Annotated in this window: 17 protein-coding genes and 1 riboswitch; of the genes, 8 read left to right on the plus strand and 9 right to left on the minus strand. The window is 46.0% G+C overall.

Features of this window, described 5'->3' with window-relative positions:
* Positions 1–76: 76 nt before the first annotated feature.
* Positions 77–367 (minus strand): transposase, encoded by a 291-nt coding sequence (locus tag B6A27_RS01295; RefSeq protein ID WP_161491016.1) that lies wholly within the window; start codon positions 365–367, stop codon positions 77–79.
* A 94-nt stretch (positions 368–461) separates the two neighbouring features.
* On the opposite strand from B6A27_RS01295, the gene B6A27_RS01300 reads away from it, so the two are divergent.
* On the plus strand, positions 462–1,577 hold the full coding sequence (locus B6A27_RS01300; protein ID WP_080859719.1) for a nitric oxide synthase oxygenase: 1,116 nt from the start codon (positions 462–464) through the stop codon (positions 1,575–1,577).
* Positions 1,578–1,637: 60 nt separating this feature from the next.
* On the opposite strand, the gene B6A27_RS01305 is transcribed toward B6A27_RS01300, so the two are convergent.
* The gene (locus B6A27_RS01305; protein WP_080859721.1) at positions 1,638–2,504 is read right to left on the minus strand and encodes an NAD(P)-dependent oxidoreductase; all 867 of its coding nucleotides are present in this window, start codon (positions 2,502–2,504) and stop codon (positions 1,638–1,640) included.
* A 590-nt stretch (positions 2,505–3,094) separates the two neighbouring features.
* Here B6A27_RS01305 and B6A27_RS01310 point away from each other — a divergent pair.
* Complete coding sequence (locus B6A27_RS01310) at positions 3,095–4,348, plus strand: methyl-accepting chemotaxis protein (RefSeq protein WP_080859724.1); 1,254 nt, start codon at positions 3,095–3,097, stop codon at positions 4,346–4,348.
* A 65-nt stretch (positions 4,349–4,413) separates the two neighbouring features.
* Positions 4,414–4,528, plus strand: a riboswitch (TPP riboswitch).
* Between the two features lie 149 nt (positions 4,529–4,677).
* The gene (gene thiC, locus B6A27_RS01315) at positions 4,678–6,399 is read left to right on the plus strand and encodes a phosphomethylpyrimidine synthase ThiC (RefSeq protein ID WP_080859726.1); all 1,722 of its coding nucleotides are present in this window, start codon (positions 4,678–4,680) and stop codon (positions 6,397–6,399) included.
* 134 nt (positions 6,400–6,533) lie between these two features.
* On the opposite strand, the gene B6A27_RS01320 is transcribed toward thiC, so the two are convergent.
* The 7 genes from B6A27_RS01320 to B6A27_RS01355 form a co-directional block, all read right to left on the minus strand.
* Positions 6,534–7,013: a (2Fe-2S)-binding protein gene (locus B6A27_RS01320; protein WP_080859728.1), complete on the minus strand. Its 480-nt coding sequence runs from the start codon at positions 7,011–7,013 to the stop codon at positions 6,534–6,536.
* Positions 7,010–7,849: an FAD binding domain-containing protein gene (locus B6A27_RS01325; RefSeq protein ID WP_080859730.1), complete on the minus strand. Its 840-nt coding sequence runs from the start codon at positions 7,847–7,849 to the stop codon at positions 7,010–7,012. The genes B6A27_RS01320 and B6A27_RS01325 overlap by 4 nt, the downstream gene beginning before the upstream one ends.
* Position 7,850: 1 nt before the next feature.
* Positions 7,851–10,163 carry a xanthine dehydrogenase family protein molybdopterin-binding subunit gene (locus tag B6A27_RS01330; protein ID WP_080859795.1) on the minus strand — a complete coding sequence of 771 codons (2,313 nt, stop codon included), beginning with the start codon at positions 10,161–10,163 and terminating at the stop codon, positions 7,851–7,853.
* Positions 10,120–10,788, minus strand: coding sequence for an NTP transferase domain-containing protein (locus B6A27_RS01335; RefSeq protein WP_080859731.1), 669 nt, complete (start codon positions 10,786–10,788; stop codon positions 10,120–10,122). Before B6A27_RS01335 ends, B6A27_RS01330 begins: the two co-directional genes overlap by 44 nt.
* Positions 10,785–11,828, minus strand: coding sequence for an XdhC family protein (locus B6A27_RS01340; protein ID WP_080859797.1), 1,044 nt, complete (start codon positions 11,826–11,828; stop codon positions 10,785–10,787). Before B6A27_RS01340 ends, B6A27_RS01335 begins: the two co-directional genes overlap by 4 nt.
* A 626-nt stretch (positions 11,829–12,454) precedes the next feature.
* The gene (locus B6A27_RS01350; protein WP_044743904.1) at positions 12,455–12,628 is read right to left on the minus strand and encodes a type II toxin-antitoxin system antitoxin; all 174 of its coding nucleotides are present in this window, start codon (positions 12,626–12,628) and stop codon (positions 12,455–12,457) included.
* A gap of 14 nt (positions 12,629–12,642) precedes the next feature.
* Positions 12,643–13,485: an SPFH domain-containing protein gene (locus tag B6A27_RS01355; protein ID WP_044743885.1), complete on the minus strand. Its 843-nt coding sequence runs from the start codon at positions 13,483–13,485 to the stop codon at positions 12,643–12,645.
* A 148-nt stretch (positions 13,486–13,633) separates the two neighbouring features.
* Here B6A27_RS01355 and B6A27_RS01360 point away from each other — a divergent pair, with 148 nt between their 5' ends.
* The 5 genes from B6A27_RS01360 to hutI all read left to right on the plus strand — a co-directional run bounded on the left by B6A27_RS01360 (position 13,634) and on the right by hutI (position 20,747).
* A complete protein-coding gene (locus tag B6A27_RS01360) occupies positions 13,634–14,992 on the plus strand; it encodes a D-serine ammonia-lyase (RefSeq protein ID WP_080859799.1) in 1,359 nt (452 codons plus the stop codon).
* Positions 14,993–15,537: 545 nt separating this feature from the next.
* Positions 15,538–15,987, plus strand: coding sequence for a histidine utilization transcription antiterminator HutP (hutP, locus tag B6A27_RS01365; RefSeq protein ID WP_080859734.1), 450 nt, complete (start codon positions 15,538–15,540; stop codon positions 15,985–15,987).
* Between the two features lie 258 nt (positions 15,988–16,245).
* Positions 16,246–17,772, plus strand: a complete 1,527-nt coding sequence (gene hutH / locus B6A27_RS01370) for a histidine ammonia-lyase (protein ID WP_066146619.1) — start codon at positions 16,246–16,248, stop codon at positions 17,770–17,772.
* Positions 17,773–17,796: 24 nt separating this feature from the next.
* Positions 17,797–19,461: a urocanate hydratase gene (gene hutU, locus B6A27_RS01375; protein WP_201722538.1), complete on the plus strand. Its 1,665-nt coding sequence runs from the start codon at positions 17,797–17,799 to the stop codon at positions 19,459–19,461.
* Positions 19,458–20,747 (plus strand): imidazolonepropionase, encoded by a 1,290-nt coding sequence (gene hutI / locus B6A27_RS01380; RefSeq protein ID WP_080859738.1) that lies wholly within the window; start codon positions 19,458–19,460, stop codon positions 20,745–20,747. Before hutU ends, hutI begins: the two co-directional genes overlap by 4 nt.
* The last annotated feature ends 342 nt before the right edge of the window (positions 20,748–21,089 follow it).

A 21,089-nucleotide genomic window follows, 5' to 3' on the forward strand; every position in this document is an offset into this window, starting at 1 on the left:
CTTCTTGAAACACCGAGCACTTGACACATCTTCACCACGCGAAATTCGTTTCGGTGTTGAAAAATGAATGCGTAAATTACTTCTGGTTTCTGGTGAAGATGCCTAACGCCTTTTTTAGGATCGCTAATTCCTCCTCCAACTCTTGATTACGACGGCGTAACTCAATGATTTCTTGATTTTGTGGCTTGATGTTGCCTGAACCCACAAAACTCTTTCCGTTGCTTTCTTTGTATTCTTTCACCCAACGGTGAAGAGTGTTGTAAGCCAAACCTAACTCTTTTGCCACTTGGGCGATGGACTTGTCCCCCTCCAAGCATAACTCAACCGCTTGAATCTTGTACTCTTTGTCAAATGTTCTCTTTTTCATGATTGGACACCTCGAACCTATTGGAATTAAGTTTATTATAATCTCCCTGTTCTCCATGTCCACTTTTTAGACTAACATCACTTTGGACGAACAGATGAAAAAACACAAGGAAATTGAGGGACGTATATTGCGCAATCAAGAACGGTTATGGAATGAAGCAGTGCAGTTTATTCGGTTGTGCTATCAGGAATTGGGAAAAAGTGAAGAAACAATCAGCCAGCGTTTGCAGCAAATCCGCGATGAAATGGAGCAAACGGGCACTTATAGCCATACGTATGAAGAGCTGGAGCATGGTGCCAAAATGGCGTGGCGCAACAGCAACCGCTGCATCGGTCGCTTGTTTTGGCAGACGTTGCAGGTCATCGATGTTAGGCATGCTGAAACAGAAGAGGATGTGGCTGCCCATTTATTGCACCATATTGAGTTTGCGACAAACAATGGAAAGATCCGGCCGACGATTACCGTCTTTAAACCGGATGGGACCGTTCGTATTTGGAACCATCAATTAATCCGTTATGCCGGCTATGAGACAAGGGACGGAATCATTGGCGATTCTGCCTCGCTTACGTTGACAAAGGCGTGCCAACAGCTCGGCTGGGAAGGGGAACGCACCCATTTTGATATCTTGCCGCTTGTTATTCAAGTTTCAGGAAAACAGCCGAAATGGTTCGAAATTCCAAAAGAGCTTGTGTTAGAAGTGCCGCTGGAACATCCGAGCTTTTCATGGTTTCGGGATCTGCAGTTAAAATGGTATGCGGTGCCGATTATTTCTGATATGTGTCTGGAAATTGGCGGCATTCGCTACATGGCTGCGCCATTTAACGGATGGTATATGGAAACGGAAATCGGGGCGCGCAATTTGGCTGACGATTACCGTTACAATATGCTTCCAAAGATCGCTTCTTGCATGGGGCTTGATATGAGTACAAATGCAACACTTTGGAAGGATAAAGCATTAATTGAATTAAACATGGCTGTGCTTTATTCTTATAAAAAAGCGGGTGTCAGTATGGTCGACCACCATACAGCCGCCCAGCAATTTAAATTGTTTGAGCAGAAAGAACGAGAAGCGTGCCGCCATGTCACAGGGGATTGGACGTGGCTGATTCCTCCTGTTTCACCAGCGACAACGCACATTTTTCATAAAAACTATGACAATACGGTCGTTGTGCCGAATTTCTTTTATCAAAGCCGCCCATATGAATCATAAACGATGAATAAAGGAATATCATCCGCTGCCTGTCGCTGCGCTGTTTATGGAGACAGGCGGTTATTTTCTTTTGATTGATAAAAACGAATAAATCGCTGAAAAATCTTCCTGAGCCCATCCATTCTGGCTGGCGAGGCCATAGATTTCTTTGGCGACATTCGTAAGCGGCAAAGAAATGTGATGCTCATAAGCGGCTTGGGCGATCAGCTGTAAATCCTTTTGCATATATGCAAGCGGGAATTCTGTTGCGAACTGGCGCTGAAGAATTTTTTCGCGTTTCCCGCTTAAAAAGGGGGCAGCGGTCGGACCGTTCAGAAGCGTGTTGACAACCGTTTCTGTCTCTAAACCAAGCGCTTCGCCAAGTGTGACCGCCTCCGCGAAAGCTGCCATTGAATGAGCGAGCATTAGATTCACGACAAGCTTCATGGCTGTTCCTTTGCCATTTTCTCTTTGATAATGGATCGCTTTCCCCATGACATTCAACATCGGTTCCACTTTCTTAAGATCTTTCGGATCCCCGCCTACAAAAAAGACTAACTCTCCTTTTTCGGCCGGAATCACCGAGCCGGAGACAGGAGCATCTAAAAAGTGAATGCCTCGCTTTCTGGCCTCTTCTGCCATTTGGAGCGTAAAGGACGGATCCACCGTGCTGCAGTCCACCCACAGCTTTTCTGGCGATAAATGATGCAAAAAGCCGTTTTCCCCAAAAGCAGCGGCTTCAACCGCTTTTGGATGGGCAAGCATCGTAAAGAGTACATCGGCTTGTTCAGCGGCTTCTTTCGGCGAATTGGCCCACTTTGCTCCTGCTTCTAACAGCGGAGCGGCTTTTTCTTTTGTGCGGTTATGGACGATAAGCTCATACCCGCTTTCAAGTAAATTTCTTGCCATACGGCTTCCCATAAGTCCTAGACCAATGAATCCGATCATCGTTAATCCCCTTTCCTTTTTTGAACGCTTCCCACCTACACTTTGCCGAGAAGGGGGGTAGGTATTCCCGCCCATGGAAAAGGAGGGAGGCGTTTTCCCCTGTTTCATGGGATAATATTGGCTCCTTTTTTTCGTGATTTTACCACTTTTGTTTCGTCTGATTCAAGGGAAACGCCAGCGCTGAAGTGGAATGCGAAGTCAGAGTTGATAACAGGAGCAATCAATCGCTGTGATTTTGCAAAGAGGGAGAAATAGATAGCTAGGGGAGGGCTGCCTCCATTTTTGCGCACTGAAAAGCAGGCTCTTGCCGATTTCTGTCACATGGAGCAAGCAGATCCGCTACGAGGAAAATATTCAGCATGCGATAGTCCTAGAGAAATGCCCAATGCTTCATGAGACGAAATGGAATAAGTGAAGAATCAAATAGTCGTTGTTCGTTATATTTATAAAATAATAAGAGCGAATATATAATTTATATGTCTTAATATGTCGGTTTTTAAAAGTATACTATAATAAAAATTATCTTCCGTTTTGTAGAAAAGGAATGATATAATATTTATGAATTGACTGAAAATTCGGAGGGAACAAAGGTGTCACTATCAAGCTATATTATTCGCACTCTGATGGTTGTTATTCCTGGAGTGGTGCTAATTGCTCTAGCGGTATGCTTAGGAAACGGGATCAGCGGTTCCGCTTTTGGATGGACCATAGCAGGGACGGCATTATTTGGAATTGTTCTAGGTATTTTGTCAGCTACTTTGAATTATCGTCGTTTTGTTGCACCGATTGCGATCATTAATGACTATTTAGAAAAAATGACGGAAGGCGATTTATCTGTGCGAGTTCCTGTGGAGAGTGTCAAAGAACTGAGGCCGATCGCTCTTTGCATGAACGAAATGGCCAAAACATGGGGTGAGGTCATGGCGCATATGAAGCGCCATTCAGATGAGATGACGTTATTTGCCGAGCAGCTTTCCCATAATACGGAGCAAACAACAAAAGCGACGGAACAAATTGCAACAACCATGGAAAACATCGTATCTCACTCAGACCAACAAGCCAAGATGACAAAAGAAACGTCTTATTCCATGAATGAAATTTCCAGTTCCTTACTGCAAGTCGCTGCGAATACAGAACAGGTGACTACGAATGCAGGCGAAATGTTGATGAAAGCGGCAGCAGGAAAACAATCGATTGAAAAAATGGAAGAGCAAATGCGTTTTATTCATGAGCATGTCCAATTGCTCGGTCAAATCATTAAAGGATTAGGAGAACGTTCTACTGAAATCGGCCAAATCACGCAAGTCATCACAGGGATTTCTTCACAAACCAACTTGCTCGCATTAAATGCGGCAATCGAGGCAGCGCGGGCGGGAGAGCAAGGGAAGGGATTTGCCGTTGTCGCTGATGAAGTGAGAAAGCTGGCGGAGCAATCGGCACAATCCGCCCAGCAAATTACAAAATTAATTGATGACATTCAACAAGAAACCGATAAAGCCATTGGGTCAATGGATGTTGTTGCCGATGAAGTTTCTCAAGGGCTTCATGTCGTTCAAACAGCCGGACTTTCTTTTGAACAAATCCGGCAATCTATTAACGGGGTCAATGAACAAATTGAAGGAGTTTCAGTCGTGATTCGCCAAATGACGCAAAGCGCCCAGAACGTTGCTTCAGCCATTGAACATATGGCAGAAATCGTGGAGCAATCGTCAGCGGGCTCTAGCCATATTTCAGCAGCGACCCAAGAACAGATGGCTTCTATGGAAGAAATCGCTTCTTCTGCTTCTGCGCTGAATGAAATGGCTGGAGAAATGCAGAATCTATTAGGGAAATTTCGGGTATAGGAAAACATAAGAAAAATGTTTACATAAATGAATAAATATGCTAAACTTTCCCTAAAAGTAAATAATGGATCTACTAGGGGAGTCCAATAGCTTGGACTGAGAGAAGAACGCGCGAAAGTTCTTTGACCCTTTGAACCTGATCTGGGTTATGCCAGCGTAGGGAAGTAGATAGTGGGAGTATGGATTGTTGCATATACTTTGCGCTATTTGTTGATTCCATCGGGTTCTCTTTTTGGAGAACCCGATTTTTGCTTTTTCCCCACCGTCTTTTTTTCGTACGTTTTGGTGTAGCCCTTAGATCGAATGAAACAAAAAGGAGGAAGGGTTGCATGCAAAACGTTTTATCTTCTATGCCGTTTCCAGCCAGTAAAAAAGTGTATGTAGAAGGATCGTGTCCTGATATTCGCGTTCCTATGCGTGAAATTACGCTAAGCCCAACCAAGACGGAAGCCGGAGAGTCTAAAAACGATCCGATCTGTGTATATGACACAAGCGGACCGTATACCGACACGGAATTTCAAGCGGATATTTACCGCGGGCTTCCTGAACTGCGCAAGCGTTGGATTTTAGAAAGAGACGATGTCGAGGAATATGAAGGACGGCCCGTGCGTCCAGAGGACAACGGTCTCTCAAAAGGAAAGGAATCGAACGTCTATCTTCCCTTTAAGCGGACGCCGCTACGTGCCAAAAATGGCAAGGCAGTCACACAAATGCATTATGCGAAACGCGGGATCATTACTCCGGAGATGGAATTTGTCGCTATTCGGGAGCAGATGGATCCGGAGCTGGTCCGTCAAGAGATCGCGGCCGGGCGGGCGATTATCCCAGCCAACATCAACCATCCGGAAAGTGAACCAATGATTATTGGGAGACGTTTTCATGTCAAAATTAACGCTAATATCGGCAATTCAGCCGTCACTTCATCAATTGATGAAGAAGTGGAGAAAATGCTCTGGGCTGTCCGCTGGGGAGCAGATACGATCATGGATTTATCAACAGGAAAGCAGATTCATACGACGAGAGAGTTTATTATTCGCAATTCCCCTGTTCCAGTTGGGACGGTTCCGATCTATCAAGCGTTGGAAAAGGTGAATGGAATAGTTGAAGATTTATCGTGGGAAGTTTATCGCGATACACTGATTGAGCAGGCTGAACAAGGAGTTGACTATTTTACGATTCACGCTGGGGTATTGCTTCGTTATATACCGTTGACCATTGGAAGAACAACAGGAATTGTGTCGCGCGGTGGCTCGATTATGGCGCAATGGTGTTTGGCCCATCATCAGGAAAATTTCTTATACACTCATTTTGAGGAAATTTGCGAAATTTTAAAGTCCTATGATATCGCCATATCGTTAGGAGACGGTTTGCGGCCTGGATCGATTGCCGATGCGAATGATGAAGCGCAATTTGCAGAATTAGAGACGCTTGGCGAGCTCACTCAAATAGCATGGAAGCATGATGTCCAAGTGATGATTGAAGGGCCTGGGCATGTGCCGATGGATAAAATCAAAGAAAATGTCGACAGGCAGATGGAGATTTGCCATGGTGCGCCATTTTATACGCTTGGTCCGCTGACGACGGATATCGCCCCGGGATATGACCATATTACATCAGCGATCGGTGCGGCAATGATCGGCTGGTATGGAACCGCGATGCTTTGTTATGTGACGCCGAAAGAGCATTTAGGATTGCCGAATAAGGAGGATGTGCGCCAAGGAGTGATTGCTTATAAAATTGCGGCGCATGCTGCTGACTTAGCGAAAGGGCATCCAGGGGCGCAAATGCGGGATGATGCGCTGTCGAAAGCGCGCTTTGAGTTTCGTTGGAACGACCAATTCCATCTCTCGCTGGACCCGGAACGGGCTAGGGAACATCACGATGAGACACTCCCGGCGGAAGGGGCGAAGGTGGCTCATTTTTGTTCCATGTGCGGTCCCAAATTTTGTTCGATGAAAATTTCCCATGATTTGCAAAAAAGCATAAAAGAGGACGGGATGAAGCGAAAAGCGAAGGAGTTTGTTGAAACCGGTTCGAGACTTTATCAATGATCAAGCTCAATAGGGACATGGATTTGTCTTGCTGACGGATCACGGGGTGCGTATGAAGCAAATAAGAAAGAGCATCTGGTTCATTCGCAGAAAAGCCTTTCCCGGCCAATATGGCGGGAAAGGCTAAAAAGTAATCAGTCTTTGCTTGCTTGCTTTTCTGCGAGCACAGATTTGACCGCTTGCTCGATTTCAAAGTAGCTGGTGCAACGGCAAACATTGGATTCAAGCCATTTTTCAATGATTGGGTCCGAGGCGTTCGGCGTACTTTCAACAAGAGCATGGGCGTTCATAATAAAACCGGACGTGCAATATCCGCATTGAAAGGCGAAATGTTCGACAAATGCTTGTTGGATAGGGGTATCGCGCAATCCCTCAATGGTTGTAACGGATTTTCCAATGGCTTCAATGGCTAGTATCATGCACGATTTAATCGGAGTTTTAGCCATCAATACGGTGCATGCACCGCAATCACCGTTTAAACAACCCGGCTTGGCTCCTGTCAAACCAAGGTGATTGCGAAGAACAAAAAGAAGCGTATCCGCTTGTCTGGCTATGACGGAGTATTTCTCTCCATTGACAGTAAGCGGTATTTCACATTTGGATGATGAATTCATCTTTCGGACTCCTCCAGTTCAGTAAGAATGTCCCAAAGTGTATTTTTTAACACAAATAAACGATATTCCGTTGAACCTTCGATATCATCTAAAATCGGCTCGGGCAATTGCTGTAACGCATAGTCGATTCGTGCGTCGATCGGAAGATGGCGGGCATTTAACATCTCTTCTACTTTTGGCGAACGAAATGGAAATGGACAGACGCCGCTAAAAGCAGTGCGGAGTTCATTTCCTTTTTTTAAAGCGGAAACGGTGACGAGCGGGTAGCCAACCTTGCCCTGTTTTCGGCGTTTCATATGGACATGGGGCATCGTTAAATATGCCGCATTCATTTTGACTTGCACAAGAAACTCCCCAGGCTGCAGTTGGATGCTTTGCTGGAAGACTTCATGAATCGGTCTTTGCTGAACCCCCGATTTTCCAGCAATCACAATATCACTGTCTACAAGTAAAAGAGGCAGTACGGTTTCACGGTAAAAAATTTGGCCGCAAATGTTGCCTCCAAGCGTAATCTGATTGCGCGCCGTGCGATCTGCAATTTCACTTGCCGCCTTGGCTAATAGCGGAAATGCGTTTGTTTCCTCAATAGCGGTAAGAGTAAGAGCGGTGCCGAGTACTAATTGATTTTGTGAAATGTCAAATGACTGGCATTCTGGAATGTGCTTGATATCAATAACGGCATCTGCAAATACAAGATTTAGGCGCGAGAGGGTAATGATTTCTGTTCCTCCGCTATAATAGATGGGCGTTTTTCCTTGACGCTGAAGCGATGCAAATAACTGAACGGCCTCTTCGATTGATGATGGACGATGGTATGTGAAATCAAATGAAACCATATTATTTCCCCTTTTGCGCTCGCCAAATTTGTTCAGGGAACAGCGGCAATTTGTTAAGAGGAACGCCAGCAGCGATTGATAAGGCATTGGCCAGTGCTGCAGGAATGCCGATGAGACCGTGCTCTCCAGCGCCTCGTGCTCCATAAGGCGCATCTATTTGAGGTGTTTTGATAAAATCGGCTATATATTCTGGATGCTCGCCAAAGCGGATTGGCTGATAGGTCCGTATCTGTGGATTTAATACGCGCTCATATCGGTCAAATAAAAAGGTTTCGCGGCTGGCAAAGCTCAGCCCCATGCTCATTGCCCCGATGATCTGTCCGATCGCTGCTTTCCAATTGAGCACTTCCCCGATATCAACGACCGATACGGCTTTAAGAATTTGATAGGTGCAATCGCGTTTATCGAATTCAATTTCTACTGCATGGGCACATACCGTCCACTCTGGGCCGGGCTTCCCTGCTCCTGTTTCCTTATCAAGAGGAGTTAAATGACGCAACGTGTAATTGCCGCGTCCAATAATTTGTCCGCCAATCGCGTTTCCGTTCGGATATTTATAGCCATAAGCAATATCTTTGATCGGAATAAAAATAGCAGGATCATCGCGTACAAATACTTTGCCGTAGCCGACTTCTAAATCTTCGATGGGGGAGCGGAGCACACAAGCAGCGATCGCTTTTAACTGCCGAATGGCATCTTCGGCTGCATTTAACACAGCTCGCCCCCCCATAAATGTGCCGCGACTGGCGACTGTTTTCCAATGCTCTGGTGTGCTTTGCGTGTCGATATCCATTTTTACGTGAATATCATCAATGTCCATTTTTAGCTTTTCAGCAAGAATTTGGGCAAGAACCGTTTTAGAGCCTGTGCCGATTTCGACAACGCCGGACATGAGATTAACGCTTCCATCAGGGTTGAAAGTTACAATCGCACCGGAGCTGGCCTCGGTGTCAATCGTGGATGTTTTCCAGGAGCAGCTTACACCCTTGGCGCGAACAGTGCGGGCATTTAGTTCGATTCGCTGCCATTGATCCCACTGAATGAGCTCGCGCAGCCGTTTGATGCAAGCGGGCAAATTGCCGACATTGCTTCGATTAAGAAGGACGCGGGTCGGAGTCGTATGGCCGGGCAAAATCGCATTTTTCAGCCGCAGCTCGAGCTTATCCATGCCCAGCTTTTTAGCTAATATATCCATGGCCCGTTCAATGGCAAAGGCTTGTTCACAATGGCCAAAGCTACGAAAAGGCGAGGCGTATGGATGGTTCGTATAGATACAGAGCGAATCGCACCATACATTTTCAATGCGATAGGGCCCTGTGCAATCTACTGCGGCAGCACGAGTGACATCAATCGCTTTATCAGAGTAGGCTCCTCCGTCAAATAAAAACAATATTTCAGCCGCCTTTATCATTCCATCCTTTGTACAACCGAGCTTGACAGTCGCCTCCATTCCGATGTGCACGGGCGATGTAATCATGTCCTGTTCCCTTGTATTCCAAACGCTGACTTTACGGCCTCTCACTGCTTTAGAGGCTAAATAAGCGAGCAGTTCTAATTGAACGGGTGCCTTTCCTCCGTAACCCCCGCCGACCAAAGGCGTATGCACAACCACTTTTCCGACATCTTCGCCAAAATAAGTACTGATTAGTTTTTTGATCATAAATGGCGACTGGGTAGAGGCGGTGATCTCAATCCTTCCGTCCGGAAAAATTTCGGCTGTTGCACATCTTGTTTCCATCGCTAAATGATCTGAGGGGGAAAATGCGACGCTGGTCTCAATCACGACTTCGCTTTCGCTCCAGCCTTTTTCCATATTGCCTTTGCGAATTTTGGTGCGGTGGGCGATATTCGTATTCGGTTCAGGATAAGTGTGATCATTTTTTTCATAGCTTCCTAGATTTTCATGAATCAACGGGGCGTCAGCTTGTAATGCGGCACGTGGCGAACCGACCGTTGGGAGCGGCTCGTATACGATTTGAACCAGATTGGCTCCCTTCTCTGCTTGTATAGGGGTATCGGCGACTACGATCGCCACTACTTCACCATGATAACGCACTTTATCAAAAGCGATTGGCGGCCGGTCTCGTAAATCCTCTCCTGTCAGAGGAAGTCCTTTTCCTGTCACGACAGCGCGCACTCCTGGAACGGAGAGCGCTTTTTCGAAGTGAATTTCGTGAATAAGAGCGTGAGCATAAGGGCTTGTAACAAGATGGGCGTGCAGCATGCCTTGCTGCAGCTTATCATGAGTATATTTGGCCCGCCCAGTTACTTTATCCCAAGCCTCTTTGCGAATGACGCTCTTTCCGATCATGATAAACCCTCCTTTTTTGATTCCAGCGCCTGATCGCTGTTTCATAGTCTACGAATGTATCAATATCGAAAAACAAGTCCATGTCATTGGCTGTTAGTAACCTTCCATTCCAGTGGCTATTCTTGCGAAACAGCTGGCGTGCTCCCTCGTCACCATAAATGTCGAGCAGTTCAGAGAATAAAGCAGCGCTAAAGAGAATGGGCGGAGAAGGCCTCGATTTGGATGAAAAAGCGACATAATCGGTGCGATGTTGGCAATAAGCGTTGATAAGATCATTAATCATAGCAGCTGTAATAAATGGTTGATCGGCTAGCATTACCACGGCTGCTTCAGCATGAAGCTTGATAGCAAGATGGAGTCCGCATCGCAATGAATGGGCGAATCCCCAATCAGAAGCGCAACGAATGATGATGCATTTTTCATGATGACGTAATTCATATAGCATCCAGTCAAGTGAATCCTCCATAGGCACAATCACAAGAATGTGAGAAAGGGAAGACAATACGGCTGCTTGTAAGGCAGTGGATCCGAGAGAATAGTCAGCAAATGGAAGCAATCGTTTATCCGTTCCCATTCTTGCACTTTTTCCAGCGGCTAAGTAAATCCCGACGGTTCGAGGAGCTTTCATCTTATTCCCCCTTCTGGAGATGGTTGTTTTCGCAGCACATGAATCATTTCTGCTAAAATGCTGATCGCAATTTCTTCAGGGCCGCGCGCACCGATGGAAAGTCCAATTGGCGAATGGATACCATCGGGAATGGAGAAATCGGGAAAGAGGCGTGCGGTGCGCCTTTTCGGTCCTAAAATGCCACAATAGAATAGTGGCTGTTGGCTAAGAAGAGACACAAGCTCTTGGTCACGCTGAAACTGATGGGTCATAATCACGACAAAATCTCGTTCGCATAAACGAAGCTGAGGGATTGCTTCTTTCGGAAAGCCAACCATCCACTGATCGGCATCTGGAATCTGCTCGGGGCAGCAAAGAGCAGGCCGCCAATCGACGACAGTGACAGAAAACCCCGTCTGCTTGGCAAATGACACGAGCGGTTTGACATCATGGTTCGCTCCAAAAATAATAAGGCGCGGTTTGGGCCAAAAGTGCTGCAAATAAAAAGAAGCCCCAGAAATAGTGAAAATCCCATTCTTTGTTTGAAACGTGCCGACAGCATGCAGTTGGTTTAATAGGTCGGCAGGAATTTCATATTCAACATTTCCCCATCGCTGTCCATTTTCAGCTAAAAATAGCCAGCTATTCTCGTCAGTTGCCGCTTCTCCCCATTTTTTTGCCATTAAAACGTGTTGGTTTTGTTCTAAATGTCTTTTGACTGTTAACAAATCGGCTCTCAGCTGTTCCGTGATAGGCAGCAATAAAAGATGAATCGTTCCGTTGCACCCGACACCTTGCCCCCATGACAAATCATCTTCCTGTTTAAGATCAAACGTAGCAATGGTCGGCCGTTGGCTTTGCCATATTTCTTGTGCTTGGATGGAAAGGGCTTCTTCGAGACATCCGCCGCTAATGAGCCCTGTTATGTAACCTTCCTCATCTATCCACATGCACGCTCCTTCCTTTTGGTATGCCGACCCCTCGACATGGACAATGATCGCCAGTATTCCTTGTTTTTGTGAGGAAGTGATAGCCTCTAGGACAGTATGGTAGTTTTCCATTTTTCGTTTCTCACCACCGCAAAAAAATTTTGCCAAGTATCGGTGTTTGATGATGATCAACCACCTCATCAGCTGCTGTTTCTGTAATCGAATGAAGGAGAGATGTTTGAGATGAAATGACAGGGAGAAGGAGGAGAGTCGCATAATCGGTGAGGAACCTGATGAAGTGGCTGCATCGATTCTGCTGAAGGATGATAAAGGATAGAATAGTGACTCGCATCTTGGGCTTATCATCCACTGCTATTACTATTGTATTCTTTTGGAAATTCGTCATGACTGAAAAAATCATCTAGCCTTGAAATGTCTGATGAAGATCGAGTTTTCTATTGGGACCTATATGTTAGGGAATTTTTGAATGACCTGGCGATGTCGATGACTGGAGAGGGCTGTGGTTTGCTGCTGTCATTCGAATACAAGAAAAAACCTGAACAGCATCGCTTCGAGGACTATTCTTTGATCGAGGAAGCGGTTCGCTGCTCAGGCGTTTACATACAGATGAAACGAACAATATCTGCAAAAATCAAGGGTCGGAAGAGTTTTGATCATGTCAAAGCGTGACTGACCGTCGGGAGATGACCTCTTCACTTTGCAGCTTGAAGTTTTAATAAAAAGAGAGAAATGGCGGTTTATTCCTGTTCTTTTTTTCCCTCTTTTTTTAAACGGCCTTCTTTACGGGCCGCTTCTCGCAATAAAAACTCGATGTGAGCGTTGACGCTGCGGAATTCGTCTTGTGCCCAACGTTCAAGCACCTCGTATAAGTGCGGATCGATTCTTAATGGGAAATTTTTCTTTTTGGCCATAAGACTCACAACCATCAATATAAACTACCAGTATTAATAACCGGCTGTGCAGCTCGCTCAGAGACGATCGCCACCATTAGATTATTAACCATGTTTGCTTTTCTTTCATCGTCTAATTCTAAAACTCCCTCTTTCTCAAGCTGTTCAATCGCCATTTGCGCCATAGACACAGCCCCTTCAACAATCTTCTTGCGCGCGGCTAAAATAGCGGCTGCTTGTTGCCGTTGCAGCATCGCACTAGCAATCTCTGGAGAGTAGGCGAGATGGCTGAGGCGAGCTTCCACTACTTGAACGCCAGCGACTTTGAGACGTTCTTGCAATTCGGTAGCGAGAACATCAGAGATGATATCGGCATTTCCTCTTAACGTAATCTCTTCATGCTCAAAAGTGTCGTATGGGTATTTCGTCGCTACGTGGCGGATCGCTGTTTCGCTTTGCACAGCAACGAACTTTTCATAATTGTCGACATCGAAAACAGCTTTAGCAGAATCAATCACTTTAAAGACGATGACGGCAGCAATTTCAATTGGATTCCCTTCAATATCGTTAACTTTCAATGTACTGCTGTTAAAGTTGCGGACGCGGAGAGACACGGTTTGGCGACGTGTCAACGGAATGGTGAGAAACAAGCCGCTATCGCGAATACTTCCCAAGTAGCGACCAAAAAAAGTGACGACTTTTGCTTGATTCGGTTCAACAATCGTGATCCCTGTTGCTAATAAAACAGCCAATACAGCAAGTACAATGGCAGGCATTAGCATTTGTTGTAAAAGTGAGATAGCGGCGACAATGAGGAAAAGGAGAATAAACAAAATGCCTAAAAATCCGTTTACGTACCAAGCCTTGCTTTCTCTCATAAAAATCATCTCCTTATTATGGATTATATCATTATGATATCATAATTTGAAAAATATGTAAACGAAAGATTGTTTTTTACATTACAGAAAAATGAATGGTAATCCGGTATAGTGATATATAGAAGGGAAGGTGGATAGGATGACACAGATGATTCATGGAAAAGAGCTTAAGGATTGGTTGAAGGATTATCCATTGCTGGAGCAACTAATATCATTGGAGGAAGCGTTCTGGTTCAATCCAGTCTATCAGCCGTTTCATGCGGCAATAAGCGAACGATCTTTTCATTTGCATGACGTACAGGAAGCTGAAGAGAGACTGAAGCGTTTTGCTCCATTCATTGCCACTGTTTTTCCAGAAACCAGGCAGGCAAACGGAATCATCGAATCATCGCTGTTGGAAATAAGCGGGATGCAGCAGCTATTAGGTAAGGTATTTGGCCAGCATGTACCGGGTAAAATGCTGCTAAAATGCGACAGCCATTTGCCGATTGCTGGATCGATTAAAGCAAGAGGAGGAATTTACGAAGTATTGAAGCATGCCGAAGCGCTTGCATTACAACATGGGCTTTTGTCGCGCGAAGAGGACTATTCGGTGTTAGCGGGCGATGCGTTCCGATCGTTCTTTTCACAGTACACGATTACGGTTGGATCGACAGGAAATCTTGGTTTGAGCATCGGCATCATGGGAACCAAGCTCGGTTTTCGCGTCAATGTGCACATGTCGGCGGAAGCAAAACAATGGAAAAAAGATTTGCTGCGAAAAAATGGCGCGCACGTGATTGAGCATTCAGCCGATTACAGCACGGCAGTGGAACAAGGAAGAAGAGAGGCAGAAAGCGATCTGAATAACTATTTTATTGATGATGAAAATTCAGCCGATTTATTTCTTGGCTATGCAGTTGCGGCTTTGCGCCTTAAACAGCAATTCGCGGAAAAAGGGATTGTCGTGGATCACGAACATCCTCTGTTTGTTTATCTCCCATGTGGGGTCGGAGGGGCGCCGGGCGGTATTGCGTTTGGATTGAAACTCATGTTTGGCGATGCGGTTCATTGTTTTTTTGCTGAGCCGACGCATTCGCCATGCATGTTATTAGGAATGATGACAGGGATGCATGATCAAGTATGTGTTCAAGATTTTGGGATTGACGGCCGAACAGAAGCGGATGGACTTGCGGTCGGCCGCCCATCTCGATTTGTCGGCAAAGCGGTAGAAAAGCTGATCAGTGGCATTTATACGGTAGCAGATCGGCATTTATTGATGCTCCTAGCACTTATGAAAGATCAAGAAGACATTGCACTGGAGCCGTCTGCACTGGCGGGAGTCTATGGCCCTGTTTCTTTGTTTATGAAAGGAACATCGTATATAGAACAGCGTCAATTGTCCAAAAGCATAAAACAGGCGACCCATTTATGCTGGGCTACTGGAGGAAACCTTGTACCGGAACCCGAGATGAAACAATATGTTGAAAAAGGAAGGACCTTGTATAAAGAAATCGCGAAGCAATAAAACAAGAGTAAAGGTGCTTGTCATATTAGCATGTTTTGCGAATGAACAGAGCTACTGATTTTTTAGTTGCATATGCAGAAAGGAATGGGCATTTTTATTCTGTAAATACCACTGCAGCATCTAATTTAGAAAGGAGAAGGAAACCGAAGGACATCCTTTGGCTCGTTTTGTTATGCAAACATGTGGGATTGACCTTCATAAAATGAAAAGAAGGATGAATCCATCTTCAGGAAACGCAATCCCTATATTGTTGAAGCTGAGGTTTTCCCATAATATAGGGGAACTGTTGTCCAATTCTAGAAAATTCACTCTAGGATCATTATGCTGGATTAGCAAACATCTCGTGATTCTAGATCGGATACCAAGGTTTGGTAGAAGACCATTTCTTAAAGCACAGCGAATATCGACTTTAGCCAAGTAATATGGTAGTTTATTAATTTGTTAAAATATGGTATTTTTTCATTGACAATTTACAAGCAAAGCCGTTACAATATCAATAAGCTATTAGTTTATTTAGAAAATTTAAGCAATAGGTGTTGATTTTCGTGCTTAAGCAAGCCAAAAATCGAGTAGGCCGCAATGCTATTTTGATGGCCATGCTGGAGGATGAGGAAGAACATGGGCTCATTGCCCATTTGAATGCGCTTAATTGGCGTTATTGCAAAGGGAAAGTCGGCTCTATGGACCTGCAAAAAATTGTTTCAGCCGTTGAAACGGCAGCGAAGCGAAACGGCATTGTAAATGGAGACTTGTATCGGGAAATGCATGCGCTGTATCATGCTGTGCTAGAAGCGGTGCAAGGAGTAACAAGGGGCCAAGTGGAATTGGGTGGGCTCATGAGAACGGTCGGCCTTCGTTTTGCCGTGATGCGAGGGACTCCTTATGAAAATGAGGCAGAAGGAGAATGGATCGCTGTGGCTTTATACGGAACGATCGGAGCGCCCATTCGCGGGCTTGAGCATGAAACGATTGGTCTTGGGGTAAACCATATTTAACCATTTTATCAATGGTTAGGAAGTGTTAAAGCAGCACAGAACCGTGGGACACATGGAAATTGCTCGGTTCACTTCTCTTCATTAAGGAAGGGATTATCCGAGAAGTTCCCATCTCTTAACGTCAGCGTAGGTGGTGGGAGCATGTCATATATAGGATAGCCTAAAGTGATAAGTTCAGGAGGAGGCTGTACCACAACGATAAATGATGTGGGTAGGGCCTCCTCCTTTATTTTGCTAAAGCAAAGGGGGATGGAGCGAATGGTGATTTTAACCGGCCATACGTTGACATTAAACGAAGTGAAGCGCGTGCTATACGACGGGGAAGTGGTCATCGCCTCCACAGATAGTATGGAGGCGGTCGAACGGAGCCGGAAAGCAGTCGAGGAGATTGTTAGCAAGAAAAAGGTGGTATATGGAATCAATACAGGATTTGGGAAGTTCAGCGACGTATTAATTGAAGCAAACGATGTGGAGGAGCTGCAGTGGAATTTAATCCATTCTCATGCATGCGGAGTGGGTGAACCATTTCCGGAGTCTGTTTCGCGCGCTATGCTGCTATTGCGGGCTAACGCTCTCTTGAAAGGATATTCAGGTGTTCGCCCGGTTGTCATTGAACGGCTGTTGGATTTGTTAAATGCCAAAATTCATCCCGTCATTCCGCAGCAAGGTTCGTTAGGCGCGAGCGGAGATTTGGCGCCGCTGTCTCACTTAGTATTGGCGCTGCTTGGTGAAGGAGAAGTATTTTATCGCGGACAGCAAGTGCCTGCTATGGAAGCTCTTGCAGAAGAAGGACTCACTCCCATTACCTTAAAGGCGAAAGAGGGATTAGCGCTGATCAATGGCACGCAGGCGATGACAGCGATGGGAGTTGTCGGGTATTTAGAAGCTGAACAGCTGGCATATGAAAGCGAACTCATTGCAGCCATGACTCTGGAAGGGCTACAGGGAATTATGGATGCATTTGATGAACGAGTCCATCTTGCTCGCGGCTATCATCAACAGACGGAAGTAGCCGCAAGGATTCGCACCTATTTAGCTGACAGCCGTCTCGTGACTAAACAAGGGCAGCTGCGCGTACAAGATGCTTATTCGCTTCGTTGTATTCCGCAAGTACATGGCGCTTCATGGCAGGCGCTTGATTATGTAAAAGAAAAATTGGAAATTGAAATGAACGCCGCCACTGACAACCCATTAATTTTTGATGATGGAGCGTCTGTGATCTCTGGTGGCAACTTTCATGGTCAACCGATTGCGTTAGCGCTGGATTTTATGAAAATTGCGCTCGCCGAGCTGGCCAATATTTCCGAGCGGAGGATCGAACGACTCGTCAACCCGCAGCTGAGTGATTTGCCGCCGTTTTTGAGCCCAGCTCCTGGCTTGCAATCAGGTGCCATGATTATGCAATATGCGGCGGCGGCGCTTGTCTCAGAAAATAAAACGCTCGCTCATCCAGCCAGCGTGGACTCTATTCCATCATCAGCTAATCAAGAGGACCATGTCAGCATGGGAACCATTGCTTCCCGGCACGCTTATGCCATTTTGCAAAATGTGCGCAGGGTACTCGCGATTGAGTTGATTTGTGCGATGCAGGCGGTTGAACATCGCGGAGTAGACAAAATGGCTGCGAAGACAAGAGCGTTTTATGAAGCGACGCGTCAAATTGTACCATCGATTACAAAAGACCGCGTGTTTTCTAAAGATATAGAAGCGGCCGCAAAGTGGCTGAAGGAAGTGGATCAGTCTTTTTTTCTCGTTCACCCCGCACCTGTTAATCAATATTCATGAGGAGGAAGGAAAACGATGAGTCAAATGATCTCGCGCAATATTCGAGCGAAAAAAGGTTTGCAGCTGGAATGCAAGGGATGGGAGCAAGAAGCAGTGCTTCGCATGCTGTATAATAATTTGGATCCGGAGGTGGCAGAGAAGCCGGAAGATCTCATTGTATACGGAGGAATTGGGAAAGCAGCGCGAAATTGGGAGGCGTTTGACGCGATTGTGAAAGCGTTAAGAGAGCTAGAAAAGGATGAAACGCTTTTAATTCAATCAGGAAAACCTGTTGGTGTTTTTAAAACTCATGAGCGTGCCCCGCGAGTACTGCTGTCGAATTCCGTGCTTGTGCCAAAATGGGCGAATTGGGAATATTTTAATGAGTTAGATAAAAAAGGACTCATCATGTATGGACAAATGACCGCGGGAAGCTGGATTTACATCGGCACGCAAGGAATTTTACAAGGCACGTACGAAACCTTTGCCGCAGTGGCGAAAAAGCATTTCGGCGGCACATTAAAAGGAACGTTGACGCTGACAGCCGGACTTGGCGGCATGGGCGGGGCTCAGCCTTTGGCTGTGACGATGAATGGCGGCGTCGTGATTGCAGTGGAGGTGGATCCTCAACGCATTCAAAAACGATTGGATACTAAATATTGTGATCGGATGACGGCCTCGCTTGATGAGGCGCTGCTTTGGGCGTATGAAGCAAAGGAAAAAGGAGAACCACTTTCCATTGGATTAATCGGCAATGCGGCGGAAGTGCATCATGAGCTGTTAAAGCGTGAAGTGAAGGTGGATATTGTGACAGATCAAACTTCGGCACATGATCCGTTGAACGGCTATGTTCCGACTGGCCTGTCATTAGACGAAGCGCGCGAGTTGCGAAAAAATGATCCAGAAGAATATGTCCGCCGTTCGAAACAAAGCATGGCGAAACATGTTGAAGCGATGCTTGAGTTTCAAACACGCGGTGCCATTGTGTTTGATTATGGAAATAATATCCGCCAAGTGGCCAAAGACGAGGGAGTCGAAAAGGCTTTTGCGTTTCCGGGCTTTGTTCCAGCTTATATTCGCCCGCTGTTTTGCGAAGGAAAAGGCCCGTTCCGTTGGGCAGCGTTATCTGGTGATCCGGCCGATATTTATCGTACAGATGAACTCATTAAAGAGCTGTTTCCGGAAAATGAGTCGCTTATCCGCTGGATTGACATGGCGCAAAAGAGAGTGGCGTTTCAAGGGCTTCCAGCGCGCATTTGCTGGTTAGGATACGGAGAGCGTGTCAAGATGGGGCTTGCGATAAATGAGCTTGTGCGCAAAGGGGAGCTGAAAGCTCCGATTGTCATTGGTCGCGATCATTTAGACTGCGGGTCTGTCGCCTCGCCAAACCGCGAAACGGAGGCGATGAAGGACGGAAGCGATGCCGTAGGCGATTGGGCAGTACTTAACGCTTTAATCAATACGGCTGCGGGAGGTTCATGGATTTCCTTCCACCATGGGGGTGGAGTGGGGATGGGATACTCTCTCCATGCCGGTATGGTAGTCGTCGCAGATGGCACTGATTTGGCTAAAGAACGTCTTGAACGGGTCTTGACGACTGATCCGGGGATGGGGATTATCCGTCATGCCGATGCTGGGTACGAACGAGCTATTGAAATGGCAAAGGAACAGCAGATTCGAATCCCAATGCTTAAGGAGGAAAATGAATGACAGCCAGACAACTATTCGATACTCTGATTACCAATATCGGACAGCTGTTAACAATGGAAGGGAAGGGGCCGGCAAAAGGGGAACAGATGAAAAAGCTCTCGGTTTTAAACCATGCAGCCGTGGGCGTTAAAGATGGAAAAATCGCGTTTGTCGGCAGTGCGAAACAGGCGGAACAGCTGCAAGCAGAGCGGGTCATAGATGCAGATGGAAGACTGGTGACTCCAGGGCTTGTAGATCCGCACACTCATTTAGTATTTGGCGGATCGCGCGAACAGGAAATGACCCTAAAGCAGCAAGGTGTCCCTTATTTAGAAATTTTGAAAAGAGGAGGGGGAATTTTATCGACGGTAGCGGCGACAAGAAACGCAAGCGAAGAAGAGCTTGTTCAAAAAGCAAAGCTTCATCTTGACCGAATGCTTTCCTATGGTATGACTACAGTTGAAGCGAAAAGCGGGTACGGGCTGGATCGGCAGACAGAACTTAAGCAGCTTCGTGTTGTGAAGCGATTGAAGGAAGAGCATCCGATTGATTTGGTCTCTACCTTTCTTGGAGCTCATGCCATTCCTCCTGAATATCAGCACGACCCTGAACAATTTTTGGCGGAGATGCTTGAATTGCTCGATGTCGTGAAAGCGGAACAGCTTGCTGAATTTGTCGATATTTTTTGTGAAACAGGTGTTTTTACTGTAGAGCAGTCCCGTGCCTTTTTGCAGGCTGCCCAGGCAAAAGGATTTGCTGTGAAAATTCACGCGGATGAAATTGATCCCCTTGGCGGTACGGAATTAGCAGTTGAATTGGGAGCCGCAAGCGGTGACCACTTAGTGGGAGCATCAGAAGCTGGAATTCGGAAATTGGCTCAGTCAAACACCATTGCTGTCCTCCTGCCAGGGACGTCCTTTTATTTAGGAAAGGAAGCTTATGCGAAAGCGCGGTCGATGATTGATGCAGGGGCGGCGGTCGCTCTTTCAACCGATTTTAATCCGGGAAGCTCGCCGACAGAAAATTTGCAGCTCATTATGTCGATTGCGGCATTGAACCTGAAAATGACGCCGGAGGAAATTTGGCACGCAGTAACGGTAAACGCGGCTTATGCGATTCATCGCGGGGAAGAAGCAGGGAGGATTGCAATTGGAAGAAAAGCGGATCTGGTTATTTGGGATGCGTCAAATTACGCGTATGTGCCGTACCATTATGGAGTCAATCACGTTCATATGGTATTGAAAGCAGGAAGGGTAGTGGCAGAAAGAAGCAGGGGTGATGTGATAGCAACAACCTACGCCGATTGATAACAAACGGATGAACTTCCTCCTACTTATATTCCGTTAAAAGGTGGCTAAACGATTATGTTTGAATTTTCTTAAATAAGTGAGGAAAAATCGAAACCAAAAACGACAAGCGTTCGTAAGTAAGCTTGTCGTTTTATTTTTTCTTTGTTTATGGAATGGGCATGTTCTGGAGGAGAAATCGTGCCAACCTTCTCTTGAAAACAGCTGAATGGCTTCTGGGCTTGCCGGTGCTGATCGAGAGAAAATGAAAATATGAATGTGCGGTTTTCATCATATGACAGACACATTCAGAAAAAACAGTAAGCATGATAAACTTAGGAATAGAGAGAAGGAGGATATAGT

Source organism: Anoxybacillus sp. UARK-01 (assembly GCF_002075365.1).
Taxonomy (GTDB): domain Bacteria; phylum Bacillota; class Bacilli; order Bacillales; family Anoxybacillaceae; genus Anoxybacteroides; species Anoxybacteroides rupiense.